This is a genomic window from Aciduliprofundum sp. MAR08-339 (assembly GCF_000327505.1).
Lineage (GTDB): Archaea > Thermoplasmatota > Thermoplasmata > Thermoplasmatales > Aciduliprofundaceae > Aciduliprofundum.
The window spans coordinates 474,193-491,796 of the sequence record NC_019942.1 but is presented as its reverse complement, the minus strand read 5'-3'; the positions used below and the strand labels follow the sequence as shown (position 1 = coordinate 491,796).

Annotated in this window: 23 protein-coding genes; 10 read left to right on the top strand and 13 right to left on the bottom strand. The window is 44.4% G+C overall.

The window, feature by feature from the left end; genetic code table 11:
- The first annotated feature begins 41 nt into the window (after nucleotides 1-41).
- Nucleotides 42-278 carry a hypothetical protein gene (locus ACIM339_RS02745; RefSeq protein ID WP_337954344.1) on the top strand — a complete coding sequence of 79 codons (237 nt, stop codon included), beginning with the start codon at nucleotides 42-44 and terminating at the stop codon, nucleotides 276-278.
- Complete coding sequence (locus ACIM339_RS02740; RefSeq protein ID WP_015283079.1) at nucleotides 262-1,200, top strand: transcription initiation factor IIB; 939 nt, start codon at nucleotides 262-264, stop codon at nucleotides 1,198-1,200. The genes ACIM339_RS02745 and ACIM339_RS02740 overlap by 17 nt, the downstream gene beginning before the upstream one ends.
- Here the strand turns inward: ACIM339_RS02740 and ACIM339_RS02735 are convergent, their stop codons facing one another.
- Entirely contained in the window at nucleotides 1,201-1,845 is a 645-nt protein-coding gene (locus ACIM339_RS02735; protein ID WP_015283078.1) for an N-glycosylase/DNA lyase, read from the bottom strand.
- Between the two features lie 74 nt (nucleotides 1,846-1,919).
- Between ACIM339_RS02735 and twy1 the strand changes: the two genes are divergently transcribed.
- Genes twy1 through rpe form a run of 6 tightly spaced genes read left to right on the top strand, consistent with a single transcriptional unit; the run spans nucleotide 1,920 to nucleotide 7,979 of the window.
- Nucleotides 1,920-2,849 carry a 4-demethylwyosine synthase TYW1 gene (gene twy1, locus ACIM339_RS02730; protein WP_015283077.1) on the top strand — a complete coding sequence of 310 codons (930 nt, stop codon included), beginning with the start codon at nucleotides 1,920-1,922 and terminating at the stop codon, nucleotides 2,847-2,849.
- 40 nt (nucleotides 2,850-2,889) lie between these two features.
- The gene (locus ACIM339_RS02725) at nucleotides 2,890-5,397 is read left to right on the top strand and encodes an ABC transporter permease (protein WP_015283076.1); all 2,508 of its coding nucleotides are present in this window, start codon (nucleotides 2,890-2,892) and stop codon (nucleotides 5,395-5,397) included.
- Nucleotides 5,397-6,059 carry an ABC transporter ATP-binding protein gene (locus tag ACIM339_RS02720; RefSeq protein WP_048103989.1) on the top strand — a complete coding sequence of 221 codons (663 nt, stop codon included), beginning with the start codon at nucleotides 5,397-5,399 and terminating at the stop codon, nucleotides 6,057-6,059. The genes ACIM339_RS02725 and ACIM339_RS02720 overlap by 1 nt, the downstream gene beginning before the upstream one ends.
- Nucleotides 6,040-6,447, top strand: coding sequence for a DUF123 domain-containing protein (locus ACIM339_RS02715; RefSeq protein ID WP_015283074.1), 408 nt, complete (start codon nucleotides 6,040-6,042; stop codon nucleotides 6,445-6,447). Before ACIM339_RS02720 ends, ACIM339_RS02715 begins: the two co-directional genes overlap by 20 nt.
- A 20-nt stretch (nucleotides 6,448-6,467) precedes the next feature.
- Entirely contained in the window at nucleotides 6,468-7,310 is an 843-nt protein-coding gene (locus ACIM339_RS02710; protein WP_015283073.1) for a PfkB family carbohydrate kinase, read from the top strand.
- Nucleotides 7,311-7,331: 21 nt separating this feature from the next.
- Nucleotides 7,332-7,979: a ribulose-phosphate 3-epimerase gene (gene rpe, locus ACIM339_RS02705; protein WP_015283072.1), complete on the top strand. Its 648-nt coding sequence runs from the start codon at nucleotides 7,332-7,334 to the stop codon at nucleotides 7,977-7,979.
- Here the strand turns inward: rpe and purN are convergent.
- From purN to dph2, 3 genes are read right to left on the bottom strand one after another with little or no spacing between them, the layout of a single operon-like run.
- Nucleotides 7,976-8,911, bottom strand: coding sequence for a phosphoribosylglycinamide formyltransferase (gene purN, locus ACIM339_RS02700; RefSeq protein ID WP_015283071.1), 936 nt, complete (start codon nucleotides 8,909-8,911; stop codon nucleotides 7,976-7,978). The two genes, rpe and purN, sit on opposite strands and share 4 nt — an antisense overlap.
- Nucleotides 8,908-9,201 carry a hypothetical protein gene (locus ACIM339_RS02695; protein ID WP_015283070.1) on the bottom strand — a complete coding sequence of 98 codons (294 nt, stop codon included), beginning with the start codon at nucleotides 9,199-9,201 and terminating at the stop codon, nucleotides 8,908-8,910. Before ACIM339_RS02695 ends, purN begins: the two co-directional genes overlap by 4 nt.
- Nucleotides 9,201-10,172, bottom strand: a complete 972-nt coding sequence (dph2, locus tag ACIM339_RS02690; protein ID WP_015283069.1) for a diphthamide biosynthesis enzyme Dph2 — start codon at nucleotides 10,170-10,172, stop codon at nucleotides 9,201-9,203. The genes ACIM339_RS02695 and dph2 overlap by 1 nt, the downstream gene beginning before the upstream one ends.
- A gap of 133 nt (nucleotides 10,173-10,305) precedes the next feature.
- Here dph2 and ACIM339_RS02685 point away from each other — a divergent pair, with 133 nt between their 5' ends.
- Nucleotides 10,306-10,674, top strand: a complete 369-nt coding sequence (locus ACIM339_RS02685) for a hypothetical protein (protein WP_015283068.1) — start codon at nucleotides 10,306-10,308, stop codon at nucleotides 10,672-10,674.
- Here ACIM339_RS02685 and guaA read toward each other — a convergent pair.
- The 9 genes from guaA to ACIM339_RS02640 form a co-directional block, all read right to left on the bottom strand.
- The gene (gene guaA / locus ACIM339_RS02680) at nucleotides 10,658-11,596 is read right to left on the bottom strand and encodes a glutamine-hydrolyzing GMP synthase (RefSeq protein WP_015283067.1); all 939 of its coding nucleotides are present in this window, start codon (nucleotides 11,594-11,596) and stop codon (nucleotides 10,658-10,660) included. The two genes, ACIM339_RS02685 and guaA, sit on opposite strands and share 17 nt — an antisense overlap.
- Nucleotides 11,580-12,059 carry a 5-(carboxyamino)imidazole ribonucleotide mutase gene (gene purE, locus ACIM339_RS02675; protein WP_015283066.1) on the bottom strand — a complete coding sequence of 160 codons (480 nt, stop codon included), beginning with the start codon at nucleotides 12,057-12,059 and terminating at the stop codon, nucleotides 11,580-11,582. Before purE ends, guaA begins: the two co-directional genes overlap by 17 nt.
- A gap of 30 nt (nucleotides 12,060-12,089) precedes the next feature.
- Nucleotides 12,090-12,386 (bottom strand): hypothetical protein, encoded by a 297-nt coding sequence (locus tag ACIM339_RS02670; RefSeq protein WP_015283065.1) that lies wholly within the window; start codon nucleotides 12,384-12,386, stop codon nucleotides 12,090-12,092.
- Nucleotides 12,387-12,399: 13 nt separating this feature from the next.
- Complete coding sequence (locus tag ACIM339_RS02665; RefSeq protein WP_015283064.1) at nucleotides 12,400-12,633, bottom strand: Lrp/AsnC ligand binding domain-containing protein; 234 nt, start codon at nucleotides 12,631-12,633, stop codon at nucleotides 12,400-12,402.
- 59 nt (nucleotides 12,634-12,692) lie between these two features.
- Nucleotides 12,693-13,712, bottom strand: coding sequence for a flap endonuclease-1 (fen, locus tag ACIM339_RS02660; RefSeq protein ID WP_015283063.1), 1,020 nt, complete (start codon nucleotides 13,710-13,712; stop codon nucleotides 12,693-12,695).
- A gap of 32 nt (nucleotides 13,713-13,744) precedes the next feature.
- Complete coding sequence (gene radB, locus ACIM339_RS02655) at nucleotides 13,745-14,431, bottom strand: DNA repair and recombination protein RadB (protein ID WP_083872008.1); 687 nt, start codon at nucleotides 14,429-14,431, stop codon at nucleotides 13,745-13,747.
- Between the two features lie 141 nt (nucleotides 14,432-14,572).
- Nucleotides 14,573-15,085, bottom strand: a complete 513-nt coding sequence (locus ACIM339_RS02650) for a tRNA (cytidine(56)-2'-O)-methyltransferase (RefSeq protein ID WP_015283061.1) — start codon at nucleotides 15,083-15,085, stop codon at nucleotides 14,573-14,575.
- The gene (locus tag ACIM339_RS02645; protein ID WP_015283060.1) at nucleotides 15,082-15,567 is read right to left on the bottom strand and encodes a hypothetical protein; all 486 of its coding nucleotides are present in this window, start codon (nucleotides 15,565-15,567) and stop codon (nucleotides 15,082-15,084) included. Before ACIM339_RS02645 ends, ACIM339_RS02650 begins: the two co-directional genes overlap by 4 nt.
- Nucleotides 15,564-16,064 (bottom strand): ArsR family transcriptional regulator, encoded by a 501-nt coding sequence (locus ACIM339_RS02640; protein WP_048103988.1) that lies wholly within the window; start codon nucleotides 16,062-16,064, stop codon nucleotides 15,564-15,566. The genes ACIM339_RS02645 and ACIM339_RS02640 overlap by 4 nt, the downstream gene beginning before the upstream one ends.
- A gap of 103 nt (nucleotides 16,065-16,167) precedes the next feature.
- Here ACIM339_RS02640 and ACIM339_RS02635 point away from each other — a divergent pair, with 103 nt between their 5' ends.
- A complete protein-coding gene (locus ACIM339_RS02635) occupies nucleotides 16,168-17,532 on the top strand; it encodes a dihydrolipoyl dehydrogenase (RefSeq protein ID WP_015283058.1) in 1,365 nt (454 codons plus the stop codon).
- The last annotated feature ends 72 nt before the right edge of the window (nucleotides 17,533-17,604 follow it).

Genomic DNA, 17,604 nt, shown 5'->3' with positions numbered 1-17,604 from the left:
TTACGAAACATTTAAATATGATAATGTGCATTTCATTATTAATGAGCAGAATTAAGGGAGATGTGGTCTGCATTAAGGGCGATTACTTAATAGCCCGAGCCCCTTTGCGAGGGGGCAGGTACAAGGCTTACACACCTTCAGGTAAGTATGTGGGCCATGTGGTTAGGATATTTGGTCCCGTTGATAGACCATACATAAAGGTGAAGATAGAGAGAAAATGGGGAAGGAAGGTTGAGGAACTGGTAATAAGAGGTGATAGAGGTGGCAGAAAAAGATAAAAAGAAATGGATAGATGAGATAACTCGCTGCCCGGAATGTGGCTCCACGCACCTTGTTAGGGATTATGAGCGTGGTGAACTGGTATGCATGGATTGTGGTCTCGTGATTGATGAGGCTTATATTGACCAGGGGCCAGAGTGGAGGGCCTTTGATTCTGAGCAGAGAGATTCCAGATCAAGAACAGGAGCGCCTATGACCTACACTATTCACGATAAGGGACTGAGTACTGAAATTTCTTGGAAAAATAAGGATTCTTATGGCAAGAGCATTCCTACAAGGAGCCGTGCTCAGCTTTACAGGCTTCGTAAATGGCAGAAGAGGATTCGTGTCAGCAACTCAGCGGAGAGAAATTTGAGCCAGGCACTGCAGGAACTTGAGAGAATGGCATCCAATTTGGGATTGCCTAAGGACGTACGTGAAACTGCAGCTGTGATCTATCGCAAGGCTGTGAAGGAGAATATGATCCGGGGGCGCAGCATTGAGGGGGTGGTGGCGGCCAGCATATACGCTGCCTGCAGGATGCTGGGAATACCCCGCACCCTTGAGGAAATATCTACAGTCACAAGAATAAAGAAGAGGGAGATAGGTAGGGTTTACAGGATAATGAGCAGAACATTGAAGCTCAACATATACCCAACAAAGCCAGAGGACTACATAGATCGTTTCTGCTCAAAATTGAAGCTGAGTGGTGAAGTTAAGACCAAGGCCTACGAGATTATTAAGATGGCCCGGGAGAGGGATATAATATCTGGCCGCGGTCCAACGGGCGTGGCGGCGGCTGCAATTTACATAGCGGCCATTCTAATGGGGGAACGGAGAACGCAGAGGGAAGTTGCCGATGTTGCCGGCGTGACGGAGGTAACCATAAGAAATCGTTACAAGGAGCTTGTGGAGAAGTTGAATTTGCCTGTAGAGGTTTAATCATTTGAACACCATTCCAGTTTGTCTGTACCAGAGTACGAGGTCGAGATGGGCCATTGGTATGCCTATGGTCCTTGAGAACACTCTCATCCTCTCCTCTATTTCCAGGTATCTTCTTTTTGTCAGCCCCTTTGGAATCTCATCTATCACTCCCAACCTGAGCAGGTTTTTTAAAATGTGCCTGTCTAGGATAGCGAGGTCCTCTCCGAGTCCCGCATTTCTTAGAAAATGGCTTGCCTCCTTGTATCCCATGCCTCTAACATTTCTGACCAAAAAATCTCTCATGTCCTGAGGATCTGAGAATTGAGATAGCGTTTCCCTTATTTTGAGTTTTCCATTTATGGTGAAGAAATTCCTTGCCCTGACGATGTTCTGGGCCTTTGTGTATTTGAAACGCACGCCTTTGAGATAATCTGTGATGCTTTCCACGTTTCCAAACCACAGAACTCCGGAATCACGCAGATTTTCAACGGCTCTCCAGCAAATGGTGGCCTTTGACTGCGGAGTTAGAAGGCAAAAGGCAAGTTCTGCAAATATTTCCTCCTCTGAACCCTCTTCCCACAATTTTTTGAACTCTTTTAAACGTGAATCAATAACGTCTTTCTGCGCCTTCCATATCTCCTTTATCTCGGTCACGGAATCCATGATGCACAATGGTTTTCCTGATATAAAAATGTCCCTGGAGTATTTTTTATATAATATCTCCCTTAGGGTTCCGTATGGATCCAGAGGTTGAGAAAATTCTACGCAAGCAGGGCTACGCCATAGTGGGAAAACATAGCGCCGTGAAGTTATGCCACTGGCTTCGCGAATCTCTGCTTCACAACAGGCCGTGCTACAAGCAAACCTTCTATGGAATAAGAACGCACAGATGCCTGCAGATGAGTCCGGCGGTGAATAACTGCACCCAGAACTGCCTGTTCTGCTGGAGATTTCAGGGGTTCAGTGAGGTTTATATGAAAGAGGTGGATGATCCTGAGTTCATTGTGGAGGAGAGCATAAGGCAGCAGAGGAGACTGCTCACGGGATACAAGGGGGATCCAAGGGTTGATCTTGAGAAGTGGAAGGAGGCCATGGAACCCAGACATGTTGCCATATCTCTTACGGGAGAACCCACCCTCTATCCCAGATTGGGGGAACTCATTGAGGAGTACCACAGGAGGGGTTTCACCACATTCCTTGTTACCAATGGCACCATGCCTGAAGTTCTTGAGAATCTAGATCCCCTGCCCACGCAACTATACGTAACTGTGGCGGCTCCCAACGAGGAAATATACAAAAAATTACTTGTACCTCTCATAAGGAATGGATGGGAAAGGCTCAGAAGAACTCTGGAACTTTTGCCCTCCCTCAACACCCGTAAGGTCATAAGACACACCCTTGTTAGGGGTTGGAACATAGGGTATGAGGAGGAGTATGCCAAGCTTGATCTGCTTGCCGAGCCCGATTTCATTGAGCCAAAGGCCTATGTTTTCGTTGGATACTCTAGGGAGAGGCTCACGATAGAGAATATGCCCAGGCACGAGGAAATAAGGGAATTTGCGAAGAAAATGGCAGAAATCACAGGTTATCGTTACGAGGATGAGCGAGAGGATAGCCGCGTTGTTCTTCTTATGAATGAAAACACACAGAGATTTTTGTCTTCTTAATTCAAAATTTTTTTATATTTATTTGTTATGCAATAAATTGATGATTCCCGTATCCAAGAGAAGGCTTATAACCACAACAGTCGGTATAATTCTGGCCATAGCCATAATTTTCACGTCTTACACGCTTGGCAACAATATGGCCAAGATGCAATTTTATGATGAGCTTGAGAAAAATCCGTACGCGATTGTAAGAGTTGTTAGTGGTAATTTTAGCAATATGATGGATGCCTACAATCAGATTGAAAAACTTCCCCATGTTAGAAGTGCGATTTTTTCCATAATGACCTTTGGGAGATGTGGGGGAAATTATACCTCGCTATCAATACCTGTGATTTATCCGAAAGGATATAAACTCACACTGCTCAATGGCACAACCCCAAAAAATCCTAAAGAGGTTATTGTTGGAGCCTATTATTTTAAGATGTTCAACTGGAGCATTGGTGAAAATCTGAGTATTTGGTTTTACACATCCAGGGGAATATTGGAGGAAAACTATACAATAGTGGGTGTTGCAAATTTAAAGGCACCTCTTGGAAATTTTGAAGAAGGAGGGAATGCTGTACTCAAGGGTATTTTTGTAAGTGGGGAAGAAATGCAATATTTAAATAGATCCGGTGTGAATATTAATGGACACTTGGGTGTGGCACTTGATCCTAAATACCTACTGAACTCTGCAGATTACAATGAAGCCTATAGAAAAATTATGACCATTGAAAATGAGATTAATTTCATACTTTACGATGATAACATTTCTATAGAAGAATCTCAATCTACATACTACGGAAGTTTTGGGGAATCTTACCTCCTAGAGGCCATATTCTTTTCCCTGCCTGTGATCATAATGGGTATATATTTAAGCAAGGTGGGTATAGAGATAGAGTTTTTAGAGAGAAGGAGAGAATTTGGTATATTGAAAATAAGAGGCTCTACGGGCAGAGATCTGGGAAAGTTCATATTCATTGAGGCTGCGGTGTATTCTCTAATAGGAGGTATGGTTGGCTACGCTCTTGGGGAAGCCCTTGCCTCCCTCTCCAATATCGTGTTTTTTAAAATACCCTATTTCTTCCTCGACTGGAACATATTGAATCTTATTGTATCAATAATAATAGCCACTCTTTTATTTTTGGTGGCCCTTTACTCTCCTTGGAAGAAGATAAAAAAAGAACCTATTATAGATTTGATATCTCACTATAGCCAGTCATTCAAGAAAACAGAGTATACGGGAGGTATGAAAGATTTGATAATCTCCGCACTTTTCTGGATTTACCTCGCTCTTGTCATCTGGCTTTCAAATAGTGTGAACATAAGCGGTGGATTTAATATTCTTGTTATAATAGCTTACATACTTCTCAGCACAATAATTTTCTTCTTTCCCGTGGTTATTATAGTACTTCCATTGACGATGAGTCGCCTTCTGACCATGGGTACAACAAGAATTTACAAGTTTGTTGCTTCATGGATTGCAAAATTATTCAAAACCTCAGGCGAGTTGGCAGAGAGAAGCATAGAGAGAAGCCCAAGAAGGGCAGCATATTTGGCCTTCATCCTAGCATTTATTCTTACCCTTTCCTCCTTCCTTGCAGTGGCTATGGAAAGTGCAAACCGGCTTGGAGAGATTGAGAGAGAGGCGGATGTTGGAGGGGATCTGGAAATTGTTGTGGATAACCTAAATATCCCTTGGAAAATATTGAATAATACCAAAAACGTGGCCAGCTATGTAATCGTTTACAGAACGAACATATCGGGATACGGAGAGTATGGAGTGCCTCACTACGGGGTGAATATGGAAAAATATCTAAAAACAATATACAACGGCAATCTATTTTTGAAAGAGGGGAAAGTAAATCACATGGGTATTGTTGTGACCACATCCTATGCGAGAAGCAACAATATACGGGTGGGTGACACAATACAAATAGATTCGAAGAGTGGAGTGAAAGAATATCCCGTAGAGGCGATAATGTACTCCTTTCCCGGCATAGGTGAGGCCGAGTTTCTTTTTGATCTGAAAGACCCGGAGGGAATGCCTCATCTTGTTATTGTGAGAGCAAAAAATCTTGTTGCTCTGGAAAGTGAGTTAAACGAGAGCGGATACAATTACAATGTTAAGCCACCAAAGGATGAGATGGAGGATCAGCAAATATCCCTCATAAACACCCTGCTCATCTATCTTGTAATACTTGGGGTGGCGTCAATATTCATAGTTCAGTACTCTTCCTTGTTGAACAGACGCGGTGAGATTGCCCTCTACAAGGTTCGCGGTGCGAGAAACGGCCAGATAGCGGCCATGCTTATGACCGAGGGGTTAACGGTAATAGTCATATCTCTTATCATAGGTGTGACAGTAGGCATAATTCTAGCATATGCTATGTATTCATTGGTCATACTCTCAGGTACATCACCACCCGTGTTTGTTATAGGTCACGGGTTTGCCCTCTATACAGCAGTTCTTGTTGGAGCCTATATTCTTTCTCAGTATGCCCTATCTTACATTTTTGTCAGAACTAAACCTAGTGAGGTTATAAGAGGGTTGGGAGGTGAAATATGATGATTGAAGTGGAACATTTGATAAAGGTTTACAGAAGAGGTGAAATTGAAGTTATTGCAATAAGGGATGTAAGCCTGAAAATTGGTAAGGGTGAATTTGCTCTGCTGATAGGCCCAAGTGGCTCAGGTAAAACTACGTTTCTACATCTTCTTGGTGGTATTGACAGGCCAACAGCCGGTAAGATATTGGTTGAGGGTAGAAACATATCTCTCTTCAACGATAGAGAGTTGACGGATTACAGGAGAAGGGAGGTAGGTATGGTATTTCAATTCTTCAACCTAGTGCCAACACTGACTGCCCTTGAGAATGTTATGCTCCCAATGCAGTTTATGGGAATTGGTAGGGTTGAGAGGAAAAAGAGTGCAGAGAAACTTCTGAAAGAGGTTGGAATGATAGAGCGGAAGAACCACTATCCAGATGAAATGAGCGGTGGAGAGCAGCAGAGAGTAGCAATAGCGGTGGCCATGGCCAACGATCCGCCAATAATTCTTGCAGACGAGCCTACAGGCGAACTGGATACGGAAACCGGGATGGAGATCATAAAATTATTCAAGAAACTAAACGAAGAGGGTAAAACTGTTATAATAGCCACCCATGATATGCGGTTGAAGGAATATGCCACCAGAATCCTTGAAATCAGAGATGGAAAAATTACCGGATAGTGGGGTTTACCTCCTTCTCATAAATAATCCGAAGAGGGGAGAAATTGAAATAGGGGCACTGGGCAATGTGCTTTTTTCCCCTGGCTACTATGTTTACGTGGGCTCCGCCCAGAGAAATTTGAGGAGGAGAGTTGAAAGACACAGGAGAAGGGAGAAGAGGTTGAAATGGCATATTGATTATTTCCTACAATATGCGCGTGTAGAGGAAGTCATTGCATATTCTTTACCGAAATCCTATGAGGAGAAAATATCCAGGATACTCTGTGAAAGGTATCCATTCGTGCCAAAATTCGGTGCAAGTGATACAAAAGCAAGATCACATTTATTTTACATAGGGGTGCGGGATGAATGGAAGCGAATCAAGGAAATTTTGAAAGGAGTTAAATAAAATAAGAGCATAGTACGTTTATGCCCTTCCTTCTTTACTTTGGCCACGTGAATATTGACATATTCCTGAGGGTTAGGGATTTTGGAAATGCAGGTGAGAGCAGGGAGGTTTATTCTTATTTTTCAAGGATGGGAGGTACTGCCTATAATGCATACAGGGGACTCCGAGCTTTAAATGTCCCCTCAGAGATATTCTCAGTTGTGGGTCATAATTTTGAGGAGGATATTGAGGGCCATCTTGTCAGAGATGAGCGCACTCCAACCTGCTGGATAATAACCAACGGCCAGGAGCAGATGGCTTACGTATATCAGGGACTGTGGAAGGAACTGCACAAAATGGATATTGATTTACCCGTTGAAAAATATGAATACCTGCACTTTTCCACGGGCAATCCAAAGTTCTATCTAAAAATTGCAAGAGAGGCCAGAAACCTTGGCAAGAAAATAGTATTTGACCCTTCTCAGGAAATACATTATGTTTACACAAAAGAACTCTTTGAAAAGATGATAGATCTCTCCGACATGTTTTTCTGCAACGTTCAGGAGTATCGGAGGGCGAGAGAATATGCCCCATCGGTTTTGGAAGAGAAAATTATCGTTAGGACTGAAGGTTCCAGTGGTGCAAGTTTTTACACACCACAGAATGGATGGATCCATGTGTCCACATCGCCTGCAAGGGTTGTTGATACCACTGGTGCAGGAGATACCTTCCGGGCTGGATTTTATGCAGCCCTTTACAGGGGACACGATATTCTGGATGCTGTGAAATATGGAAACCTGGCTGCTCGAAGAGTAGTTGAATCGCCAAAAACCTATTATGAGGGCACATGGGAATCACTTGAAAATATGGGAAATAAGATATAGGGGAATGGATTATGGGCAGCCATGGTAAAGATATCACCTTCAATACTGTCAGCAGATTTTTCAAGATTGTGCGATGAGATCAAATTCTGTGAGAAGGGCGGAGCCGATATGCTGCATCTGGACGTTATGGACGGGCATTTTGTACCCAACATAACATTCGGGCCGGTGGTGATAAAGAGCATAAGGAAATGTACAAAGTTGCCCTTTGATGCACATCTTATGATCGAGCGTCCTGACAAATACATTAAGGATTTTGTAAATGCGGGGAGTGACATAATAACCGTACACAGGGAGATCAAAATTTCCATAAAGAATGTGCTGCGTAAAATACACAATTATGGGGCGGAGGCGGGTATTGCTATAAATCCGGAAACGCCCTTTGAAAGAGTGAAGGATTACATGGATCGGGTGGAATACATTCTCATAATGAGCGTGCACCCTGGCTTCTCCGGCCAGAGTTTCATAGAGGACACTCTTGATAAAATAAGAGAGGCCAGGGAATACATAGATTCAGAGAGTCTTGAAGTTAAAATAGCGGTGGACGGGGGTGTAAAGCAGCACAACGCAAAGAGGATAATCGATGCTGGAGCGGATATACTTGTGGCCGCAAGCGCCATATTCAGGGGAAATGTGGAGGATAATATACGCAAATTCAAAGAAATAGCCTAGGTTCTTACCACTCTCCTACCCTCAATTTTTATTGAATTTGTGGAAATTAATTTTATCGCCTCAACCAGGGCCTCGTGCTCTCTTTTAAGAACCCTTGCTGCAAGAGTTTCAGGAGAATCGTCGTCCTTCACCTCAACACACTTCTGCACGATTATGGGGCCATGATCGACCTCCTCGTCCACAAAATGCACGGTGCAACCGGAGACCTTGCATCCGTAATCTATGACTGCCTTGTGCACCTTCTCCCCATACAAACCTCCAAAACTTGGAAGTAGGGCAGGATGTATGTTTATTATCCTGTTTTTGTACTTTCTAACAAACCAGGGACTGAGAATTCTCAGAAATCCTGCCAGAACTATGAGATCCGGCGTGAAGTTATCAATAATTTCTGCAAGTCTTCTATCGTAACTCTCCCTTTTCTCTCCCTTTTTTGGTGTAAGTGTTATGGCTTCTATTCCGTTTGCCTCTGCACGTTTTAGCGCATAGGCATTCTTCTTGCTGGATATGACGGCCACAATCTCCACATGCAACTTTCCGCCCCTCACTGCATCTATTATTGCCTGAAGGTTTGTACCTCTACCAGATACGAGAACCACGATTTTGAAAATTTTCTTTTTGAAGGAACCCTCCTCATAGTACACTCCCAATTTTTGAAGGTCATCCTTGAACATGGGTAAACCACCAAGATTCAGGATCTCGTTGAGTATGTTGAGAAAAGAGTGAAGTCTCCTCTCTTCGTAAAATCTCAGGAATACATAGTACCACACCTCCCGGCTTATGGGTGCGTTTAGTTGGTAGAGTTTCTCAATGCTCTCATCAGCTATGTTCAAATCCCTCATAACACTCCGAACCCATTCTATGTTTATCCTTGATCCGGGTCCCAGGGCTTTCAGATACGAGAAATCGGCAATTTTTTTAAGTTCTTCCCTCATTTATTCACCTCCAGAGGTATGTGCTTCTCTAAAAATTTTAGAATTTTATCCACAGCATCCTCATTCTCAGTCTCGGGAGTGATTTTGTGAATTCTGGTGGGTGTGAGGAGCATCACGTAATACACGATTTTTCTCCCCTTTGGGTGGTGATTTTTCCAGTAGCCACGAATCTCTCCCCTTGATATTCTTCCGCCCCAGTACTCAATATCTCCACTCTTTTTATCCACCACCAGTTTTTTGAATGCATTGAATTTGAATGTCTCCTTATCCCCTTCATTCTCCACCTTCATCAATCCACCTCCACGATCTCGTCGAAGGGTAAGTTTTCCATACTTCTCTTTCCAATGGCCATTAGGGCCTCCATGGGTGTTAATACCACTTTGTTGAATCTTGAAAAATCGTCGTAGGTAATTCTTGGACATGCCGTGTTCACATAGGCATCCACCTTGTAGTAGAACCGCTCGGGCACGATGTTGTTTGTCATTATGAAATAGGCCCGCCTTCCAGAAATCTCAATCTCCTTAGCAACCATTTTTGCAAGTTTCCACCTCCTCTGACCAATCTTTGTGCTTAGAATTATTCCGAACTTCTCGGCATCTCTTGCCCTAGCTATGGCCGCATACCTCTGCCTTATGAACTTATCGGTATCGATTTCCGTTATTCTGTCCGAATATGGATCAAGAACATAAACATCCTTGCCTGTTGCAATTTTCACACCCAATCCGTGAAATTCGCCCGTGCCAAGAAACACAAAACAGTCCACATCTCCGACCTCTCTGGCCGCTGAGAAATTGCAACCCAAAACCTGCCCGGGATAGGTTATGCGGGAATCCCCGCGACCAACTCTAACCATAAAACCCCTGTCTTCAAGGAATCTCTTTGCAGTTTCAATTGCCTTTACATGCTGAATTGAAGCCACAATTCCTATTTTTCTGCAAGATGTACTTCGGGCAAAGGAATCAAGCACATTTTCAAAGGAAGCGCTGGAGAAGGATTCAACAAAAATCACATTTTCTGGATAATTTATGTTCGGTATCCTGCTGTGTCCAAATTGCACAGTGAGCATTCCCTCATATGTTTCCACATCGCATGCTCCGTAGCACGGATTTGCGTATATCAAAACCTCAAAATCATCCAGCATATCCGCTATTTCCTGTGCGTATATCTGCATCCCCTCTGGCAGCTGCAAAAGGATCTTGGAAAACCCCATATTCCTTATTTTTTTGGATAGTGCGTTGAAATCTATGCTGTATGGAATCATTGGAGAAATAAGGGGATGGTGGTATAAAAATTTAGCCCACCGTGTGGTTCCCTCCTCATGGGTCGGAGGGTGCATGGCTAGTGGGCATCTACGCATGGAAACAATCTTATAAAAATTCTCCCTTATAACCCCAATGGACGCTCTCATCTATCTCTACCTCATCGTCCTCTTTGCTGTATTTCTCATCGCCTGGATGGTTTACCTGATAATCTCCAAGGGAACGCAGAAGAGGAGAATTCGTGAAGAGATCAGGCATATTTTTAACGCTGTGGATTATGGAGATGCCCTCAAATTTGAGTATAGAGGTTATACCATGCTGGCCACATTCAGACCGGAAGTGAAGATAAGCATATTTCACGAAAAAGGGGTGGAGAGCGTAAAATCTCCCCGGGGGATGAAACTCACGCCCATGTTCCTCATAATAAAAATAAAGCGCAGGGAAGAAATAAAGGAGAAGGTGGACGTGGCTGTTGATTTTCTTAATTCTATTCCCACTCAATAGTGGCCGGAGGTTTGTTTGTTATGTCATAGACAACACGATTCACCTCTTTTATCTCAGTTGTAATTCTTGTGGCTATCCTGTCCAATAAATTATGCTCTGCGCGGAAATAGGCGGCACTCATTCCATCAAGGCTATCAACCATGCGGACTGCTACCGTGTATCCGTAGGCTCTCTTGTCCCCATGCACACCCACTGAGCGAATGGGAAGAAGAACGGCAAAGTACTGCCACGGTCTCATCTCAAAGGGATATTGTTTTTCAACCTCCTCCTCCACAATAGCGTTTGCTCTGCGCACAATTCTTAACTTCTCCTCATCCACGGGCCCAATTATGCGTATTGCAAGTCCGGGTCCCGGAAATGGCTGTCTCTCCTTGATGTCAAGGTTCAGGTACTCTGCAATCTCGCGGACCTCATCCTTGTACAAATCGCGTAAAGGTTCTACAAGTTTGAGGTTCATTCTCTCTGGCAATCCCCCAACGTTGTGGTGTGATTTTATGGTATCGCGCAATCCTCCGCCACTTTCAATCCAGTCCGGTGCAATTGTGCCCTGTATGAGATACTCTGCCCCGAAATTTTTTGCCTCCCTTTCAAAAACCTCTATGAATTTTGCCCCTATGATCTTTCTCTTCTTCTCCGGATCTTCCACATATCTCAAAGCATCTATGAACTCTCTGGATGCGTCCACTATTCTGTAATTGAATTTCAATTTTGAGAATAGAGCCTCTATGTTTTTTGCCTCGTTTTCACGCATAAACCCCGTATCAACAAATACGGCCAGAAGCGCATCTCCTATGGCCATCTGTGTGAGCACGGCCGCAGTGGTGCTGTCCACCCCGCCTGAGCAGGCGATTATGGCCTTACCTTTTATTGTGTTTTTTAGTTCTTTCACCTTCTCCTCCACAAATTTATCTGCTCTGAACATATTTACGAACCTCCTCATCATCCTTGGCAACCTTCTCTCTCATACTTTCTCTGTACTTCTCAATTTTCTTACGCATATCCCTATCCCTCACACCCAAGATTTGAATGCACATGAGTGCTCCATTTACCACATTGTCCACACCGACCACGGCAACGGGCACACCCTTTGGCATCTGAACCATGCTGAGAAGGGAATCAAAGGGTACCCTGCCCGAGAGTGGTACTCCTATGACCGGCTTTGTGGTTAGTGCGGCCACGACACCTGGCAGGGCGGCGGAGAGTCCTGCAAAGACTAGGAAAACGTCATGCTTTGAATTTTCCACAATTTCCTTCACCCTATCTGGCGTTCTGTGGGCTGAGGCTATGTGCACATCAAAATCCACATTGAATTCTTTGAAAATATCAAAGGCCCTCTCTGCCTTTTCCAGATCACTCTTGCTTCCCAGAAGAATACAAACTCCCATAAAAAGAGATGGAAAAAGAATATAAAAATTTTAGGTCTTCATTATTATTCCCAGGAACACCAGAAATCCTATAATTATGCCTATCAGCGCTCCACCGATGTAGAGGAGCCCCGGAACCAGTATGTTGTTTGTGAAGTAACCTGCCTGGCACCTCCATTTTACAAAGTACATTATTATGGGTATTATAATGCCCACTATGAATAGGGTTATGCCTGCAGCCCTGCTCTTCCCGCTTCCGAAGTATGCAGTCAGTGCCCCCAATATAAGGAAGGTCAGAGCAACGAGGGATAGAATAATCTCAAGGAACAGTGTCCAGTCCCAGTACATTGTTATCACCTGTTTAGAACTTTATCCCTGTGAGCGTTTTGGTGTCTATGACTCCCTCTATCATCCTTATTTTTTCTACGACTATCTCACCCAGCTGGTTAAAGTCCTTTGTTTCGAGTTTGGCTATGAGATCAAACTCTCCGAAGAGTGGGTGAAGTTCGATGATCTCGGGAATTTTCTTGAGTTCATTGTAAACTTCGTGCTCCTTACCGGGCGCGGTGCTTATCAACACAAATCCAATTGCCATTTTTCATCACCAAATCAGTAATATCTTCCAACCTATAAAATTTTTCCGCAGAGAAAAGCCTAAAACCAAGCGTCCAGACTTCTCTGCTCTCTGTACTTTTTGAACATTTTTATCTTTTCAACGGCGCTCAGAACTCTCTCCCTGCTGAAATCGTGCTCTTCGCAGAGAAACTCAAGCAATTTTTGCTCATCCAGCCACATCCACTGCAATTTGTATTCATTTGTTACAGGGGGGTTCAGGAAAATATTGCGTATTTCCTCATAATTTTCAATCACGATGCCCTTCTCATCCATAACCCTCTCCAGGGATCCGAATTTCTTTATGAGTTTCAGTGCTGTTTTTGGGCCTATTCCCTTAATTCCCGGATTGAAATCTGTACCCACCAGAATTCCTATATCCACAAGTTGCTCTCTTGTTATTTCCAAATTCTTCAAGGTTTCGTTTAGAACGAGCATTTCTGGTTTTACCTCCACATAAACCCTTTTTCTGGGCAACTTCCTCTTTCCCGTTATGGCCATGTTACGCACGAGGCGCGGAGTGCCGAAGAGCAGTGAATCGAAGTCCTGGGATGCGGAGGCGTACGCATCACCCCGTTGAGCCATAAAAGCCGCCTGTGCCTCCCCTTCACTGGGTGCCTGAACCCACGGTACACCCATGTGGTCCAGCAATTTTTTTGCCTCATCAACCATATCTCTCGTGAGAAATGAGGCTTGCTGTGCCCTTGTTCTGGCCTCTTCCAGATCCCCCCGCTCTAGGGCCTCTTCCCACTCTTCTAGGGCACGGGTTCTGACGTGCATTCTCTCCTGAATTGTTCTCATTTTCAGTTCTGGAGGTCTGCCATCAAAAACATATACGGGCTTGATTCCCTCAGCCATGTAGTTGGCCGTTCTGTAGAGCAGGCCAGATAGGTGGGATGTGACCCGCCCCCTGGAATCTCTTAGTGGTGTGCCATCGGGCTGCCTAATTATGCTTAAAAATTGATAGAGGGAATTGTAGGCGTCTATGGCTATAACCCTTCCCTTGAGATCCTTTAGCGAAATCTCGTGCGCCGTAACAATATCCGATAGGTTTACACCCATTTTTACCCACCGAGAAATTGCACAGGGAGTATTTATTCCTTTTCATCCACGGGATAGAGGCCATCACCCCTTATCACGAATCTTGCAAGTAGGCCCTCTGGCAGGGAACGGTGCTTTACAAGTACGGCCTCTCTGAACCCATTACCAATCTTTTTGAGAAATATTATTGTCTTTGCATTGTGGTGCAGTGTATGTCCTCCAATGGGTTTGATCTCTCTTGTTGTGGTATCCATATACACCTGGTTTGTTATGAGAACAGCCAAGTTTTTCCTTCTTGCCACACTGTTCAACATGCTCAACTGCCATGCGAGACTGCTTCTCTTTCTTGATGAAAGATCCTCCTCCACGCCCCTCTCTGCCCTGTAAAATTCGGTCATTGAATCAACGATGAGGAGGGCAATATCGTTTCTTTTCTCAACAAGGTTTATGGCTCTCTCAATGATCTCTCCCTGCTGGGAGAATTTGTAAACCTTGTAAAAGAGAATTTTTTTTGAAAGTTCTTCATCTCCTCCCAGTTGTTCAAACCTCTCCATGGACACACCCTCGGTGTCTATGTATATCACGTAGTATCCTTGGCGGGCAGTGTTTATGGCCGTTGAGAGACATATGTTGGTCTTTCCACTTCCCGCCTCTCCGTATATTTCCGTGATGCATCCCCTTTCAAAACCTCCATTTAGCATAGAATCGATGCTTCTGCAGCCACATCTTATTTTATCCACAAATGGAAAAGTGAGCCACGATTAATAAATTTTTTCAAAGAAAAAAGTAATGGGTGGGGTCAGCGTGATTCTTAATTGCATGCACCTTTCCCCGTGCAAATATTTAAATTGTTCCTTCTGGCTATCAAAAAAGATAAAACATCACTCCAGGCGAATCGCCTTCTTGCCCCTCTCTTGAGGCACGATCCTTACCTTTGCATTGGGAAAATCCTTTTGCAGTTCTCTTCCCTCAAAATATCTGTCAAGGAATATTGCGAGGGCTGCCACCTCGCTGTGTGGCTGATTTCCAACAGCAACGTTGAAATCTGCAAAATCGTAAACTTCTCGTGGTACTTTCTCAGCACCCACTACTATCAGCATATTCTCGTTTTTCGGAATTCTCTTCACCGCATCATCCACCGGAATCCCGTACATGGTAAGGTGCACAATAATTCCATCAAACTCGCGCAGCACTTTTCTCATGGGCACACCAGAACGAATTCTGAAATTACCGCCAAACCTATCTGTAACATCCCTGACAGTTTCTTCAACCTTCCTGTCCAGGGTTGTTATTATGATCTCATCAGCGCCAAATGCCCGGGCCACCAAGGCCACATGGGTGGTTATTCTCTTATCCCTCTGGGGCCTGTGTCCTATTCTCAACACCGTTATCATAGGCGATCGATAAAATCATCATCTTCCTTAAATTCTTTCACTCCTCTCTTGATCGTTTTGCCTTTTTTATCTGGCACGATCGGGTTGCTCTCTGGAGGTGTCAATGCAAGAATAAGAAATCCAAACCCGAAAAATGCTGAGATCAGAAGACCCATTGTTAGTCCTGCGAACTCTCCCATCTTTGTCCATCTCTCCGGAGGAATTAGAAATAGAAGATATCCCCAGAATATTATTGAAAGTCCGAGGGTTATGCCTCCCACGAATGTACTCACCCCTGGCTTGATTCCCCTGACCCTCGGTAGTTGGAAAAACAGGGATGTTAGCGCCGAGAAAACGACTATCAATACTGCCAGAATAATTATTTCAATTGGTGGCTTTAGGATGTAAATCAGGTATGCAAATACTCCCAGAAGCACGAAGAATATACCTCCCGCAAGTCCGAGTTTCTCCTCGTCCCATGCGTGGAAGTATTCAAAGATCATCGCACAACCTCCACACGCATACCCCGTATATCTATTTTTGTGCTTCTCCTTATAAGCCCCCGAAGCATGATCTGACTTATTCCCAGCCTTTCCACAAGGTCCCCAAGGAATATGCTCTTTTCAGGGCCTATTATTTCTATGATTTTCTTTTCCCATTTTTTGAACTCCTCCTCCCCCATGGTGACTACCCATATGACCTCGGCAGCTTCAAGAATAGGGAGTGAGAGGTTTATCTGAAACAAATCGTAATAGGTGTGGTACGCCTTTTTCACGCCTTCGGCGCCCGTGACCCATTGGGTCTCAACAAGTTTGATTTTTTCAAGATACTTCAGGGCCTCAACACCCTCTTCCCCGTATTTTTCCTCGATCTCCTCCAAGGTGCACCATTTCTTTGTGATCTCCATAAACACCCTCTTCTTTACCTCAGAATCACAGGCGTGAAAAACCGAGACCAGATCCCCTATGTCCGAAATTACCTTTATCCTACTTGCTGGCATATGGAGGATATTGTTTTTCGCAAATATATATTTTTGCGTATGTGATTTCATTATACATTTTCGTGCAGTAAAATTAAATAATCTCCATTATTTTTTCCCAGATATGAAAGAGTATGACATCATAGCCTTTGGCACTGGAAGTGCGATGAACATCGTTTCTGCTCTTCTAAACAATCCAAGGTTAAAGGTTGCTGTGATAGAGAATGATAAAGCAGGTGGTATATGTCTCACCAGGGGCTGCATACCCAGCAAGATGCTCGCTTACCCTGCAGAACTCGTGGCGGATATAAATCGTGCCAGGGAATTTTTCATCGATACAAGGATTCGCAGCATGGATGGAAATGCACTTTTAAGGAGGGTTCAGGAGGATGTGGATAGGGAGAGCAGGATGATCGCCCAAAGTTTGCGTAGTCATCCCCGGCTGGATTACTATGAAACTACGGGGGTTTTCGTTGGCGATCACGAGATAGATGTGGGGGGCAAAGAAATATACGGAGATATGCTGCTTCTCTGCAACGGATCAAAATCCTTCATTCCGCCCATAGAGGGGCTGGATGATGTGGGGTACATAACGAACCGAGAGTTCTTCTACTCCCTCAAAAAATTGCCCAAGAGCATAGCCATTGTTGGTGGCGGTTACGTGGCCCTTGAACTCGGACATTTTATGGCAAGATTCGGCACTGAAGTGCACATTATAGAGATGCTCCCTGATATAATAATGACTGAGGAAAAGGATGCCCGTGCTCTGGTGCGCAGAGAACTATCCTCCATTATTAACTTTCACCTTGGCTATAAAGCGAAGGAGGTTCGCAGGGGAATGGGCAAGAAAATCGTGGTGGCGGAAAATAAGGATGGAGAAACCATAGAAATCAAGGCCGATGAAATAATGATCGCCGCGGGTCGTGCGCCCTGGAAGGAGACACTGTTTGAAAAGACCGGCGTGAAAACAAACAAGGGGTGGATAGTGACGGATGAGTACCTGAAGGCCGGGGACAACATATGGGCCTGCGGAGATGCCAACGGGAAGTATCTGTTCAAGCATGTGGCAAATTACGAGAGCGAGATTGTGTACTACAACGCCTTCAAAAACGCCAATGCACCAGTGGATTACCACGCCGTGCCCCATGCGATCTTCACGCATCCCCAGGTGGCTGGTGTGGGGATGAAGGAGGAAGAGGCGAGGAAGAAGCACGACATACTCGTTGGAGAGTACAGATACGAGAACACGGCTATGGGGGAGGCGATGCGCCTGAAGGATTACTTCGTCAAGGTGATTGTGGACAGGGACACATATCAGATTCTGGGTGCCACCATTGTTGGACCTCAAGCCTCCGTGCTGATCCAGGAAATAATAAATTTAATGTACACCCGCGAGCAGGCGGGAGCGATGTACCGCGCGATGCACATTCACCCGGCAATGAACGAGGTTGTTCAAAGAGCATTTTACAATTTGCATGAACCCTCTTAAGAGGGTGTGGAGAGGGGGCGAAGCCCCCTTCGGGCCGTAACTTTCAAATAGGAAATGCTATTAAGCACCATC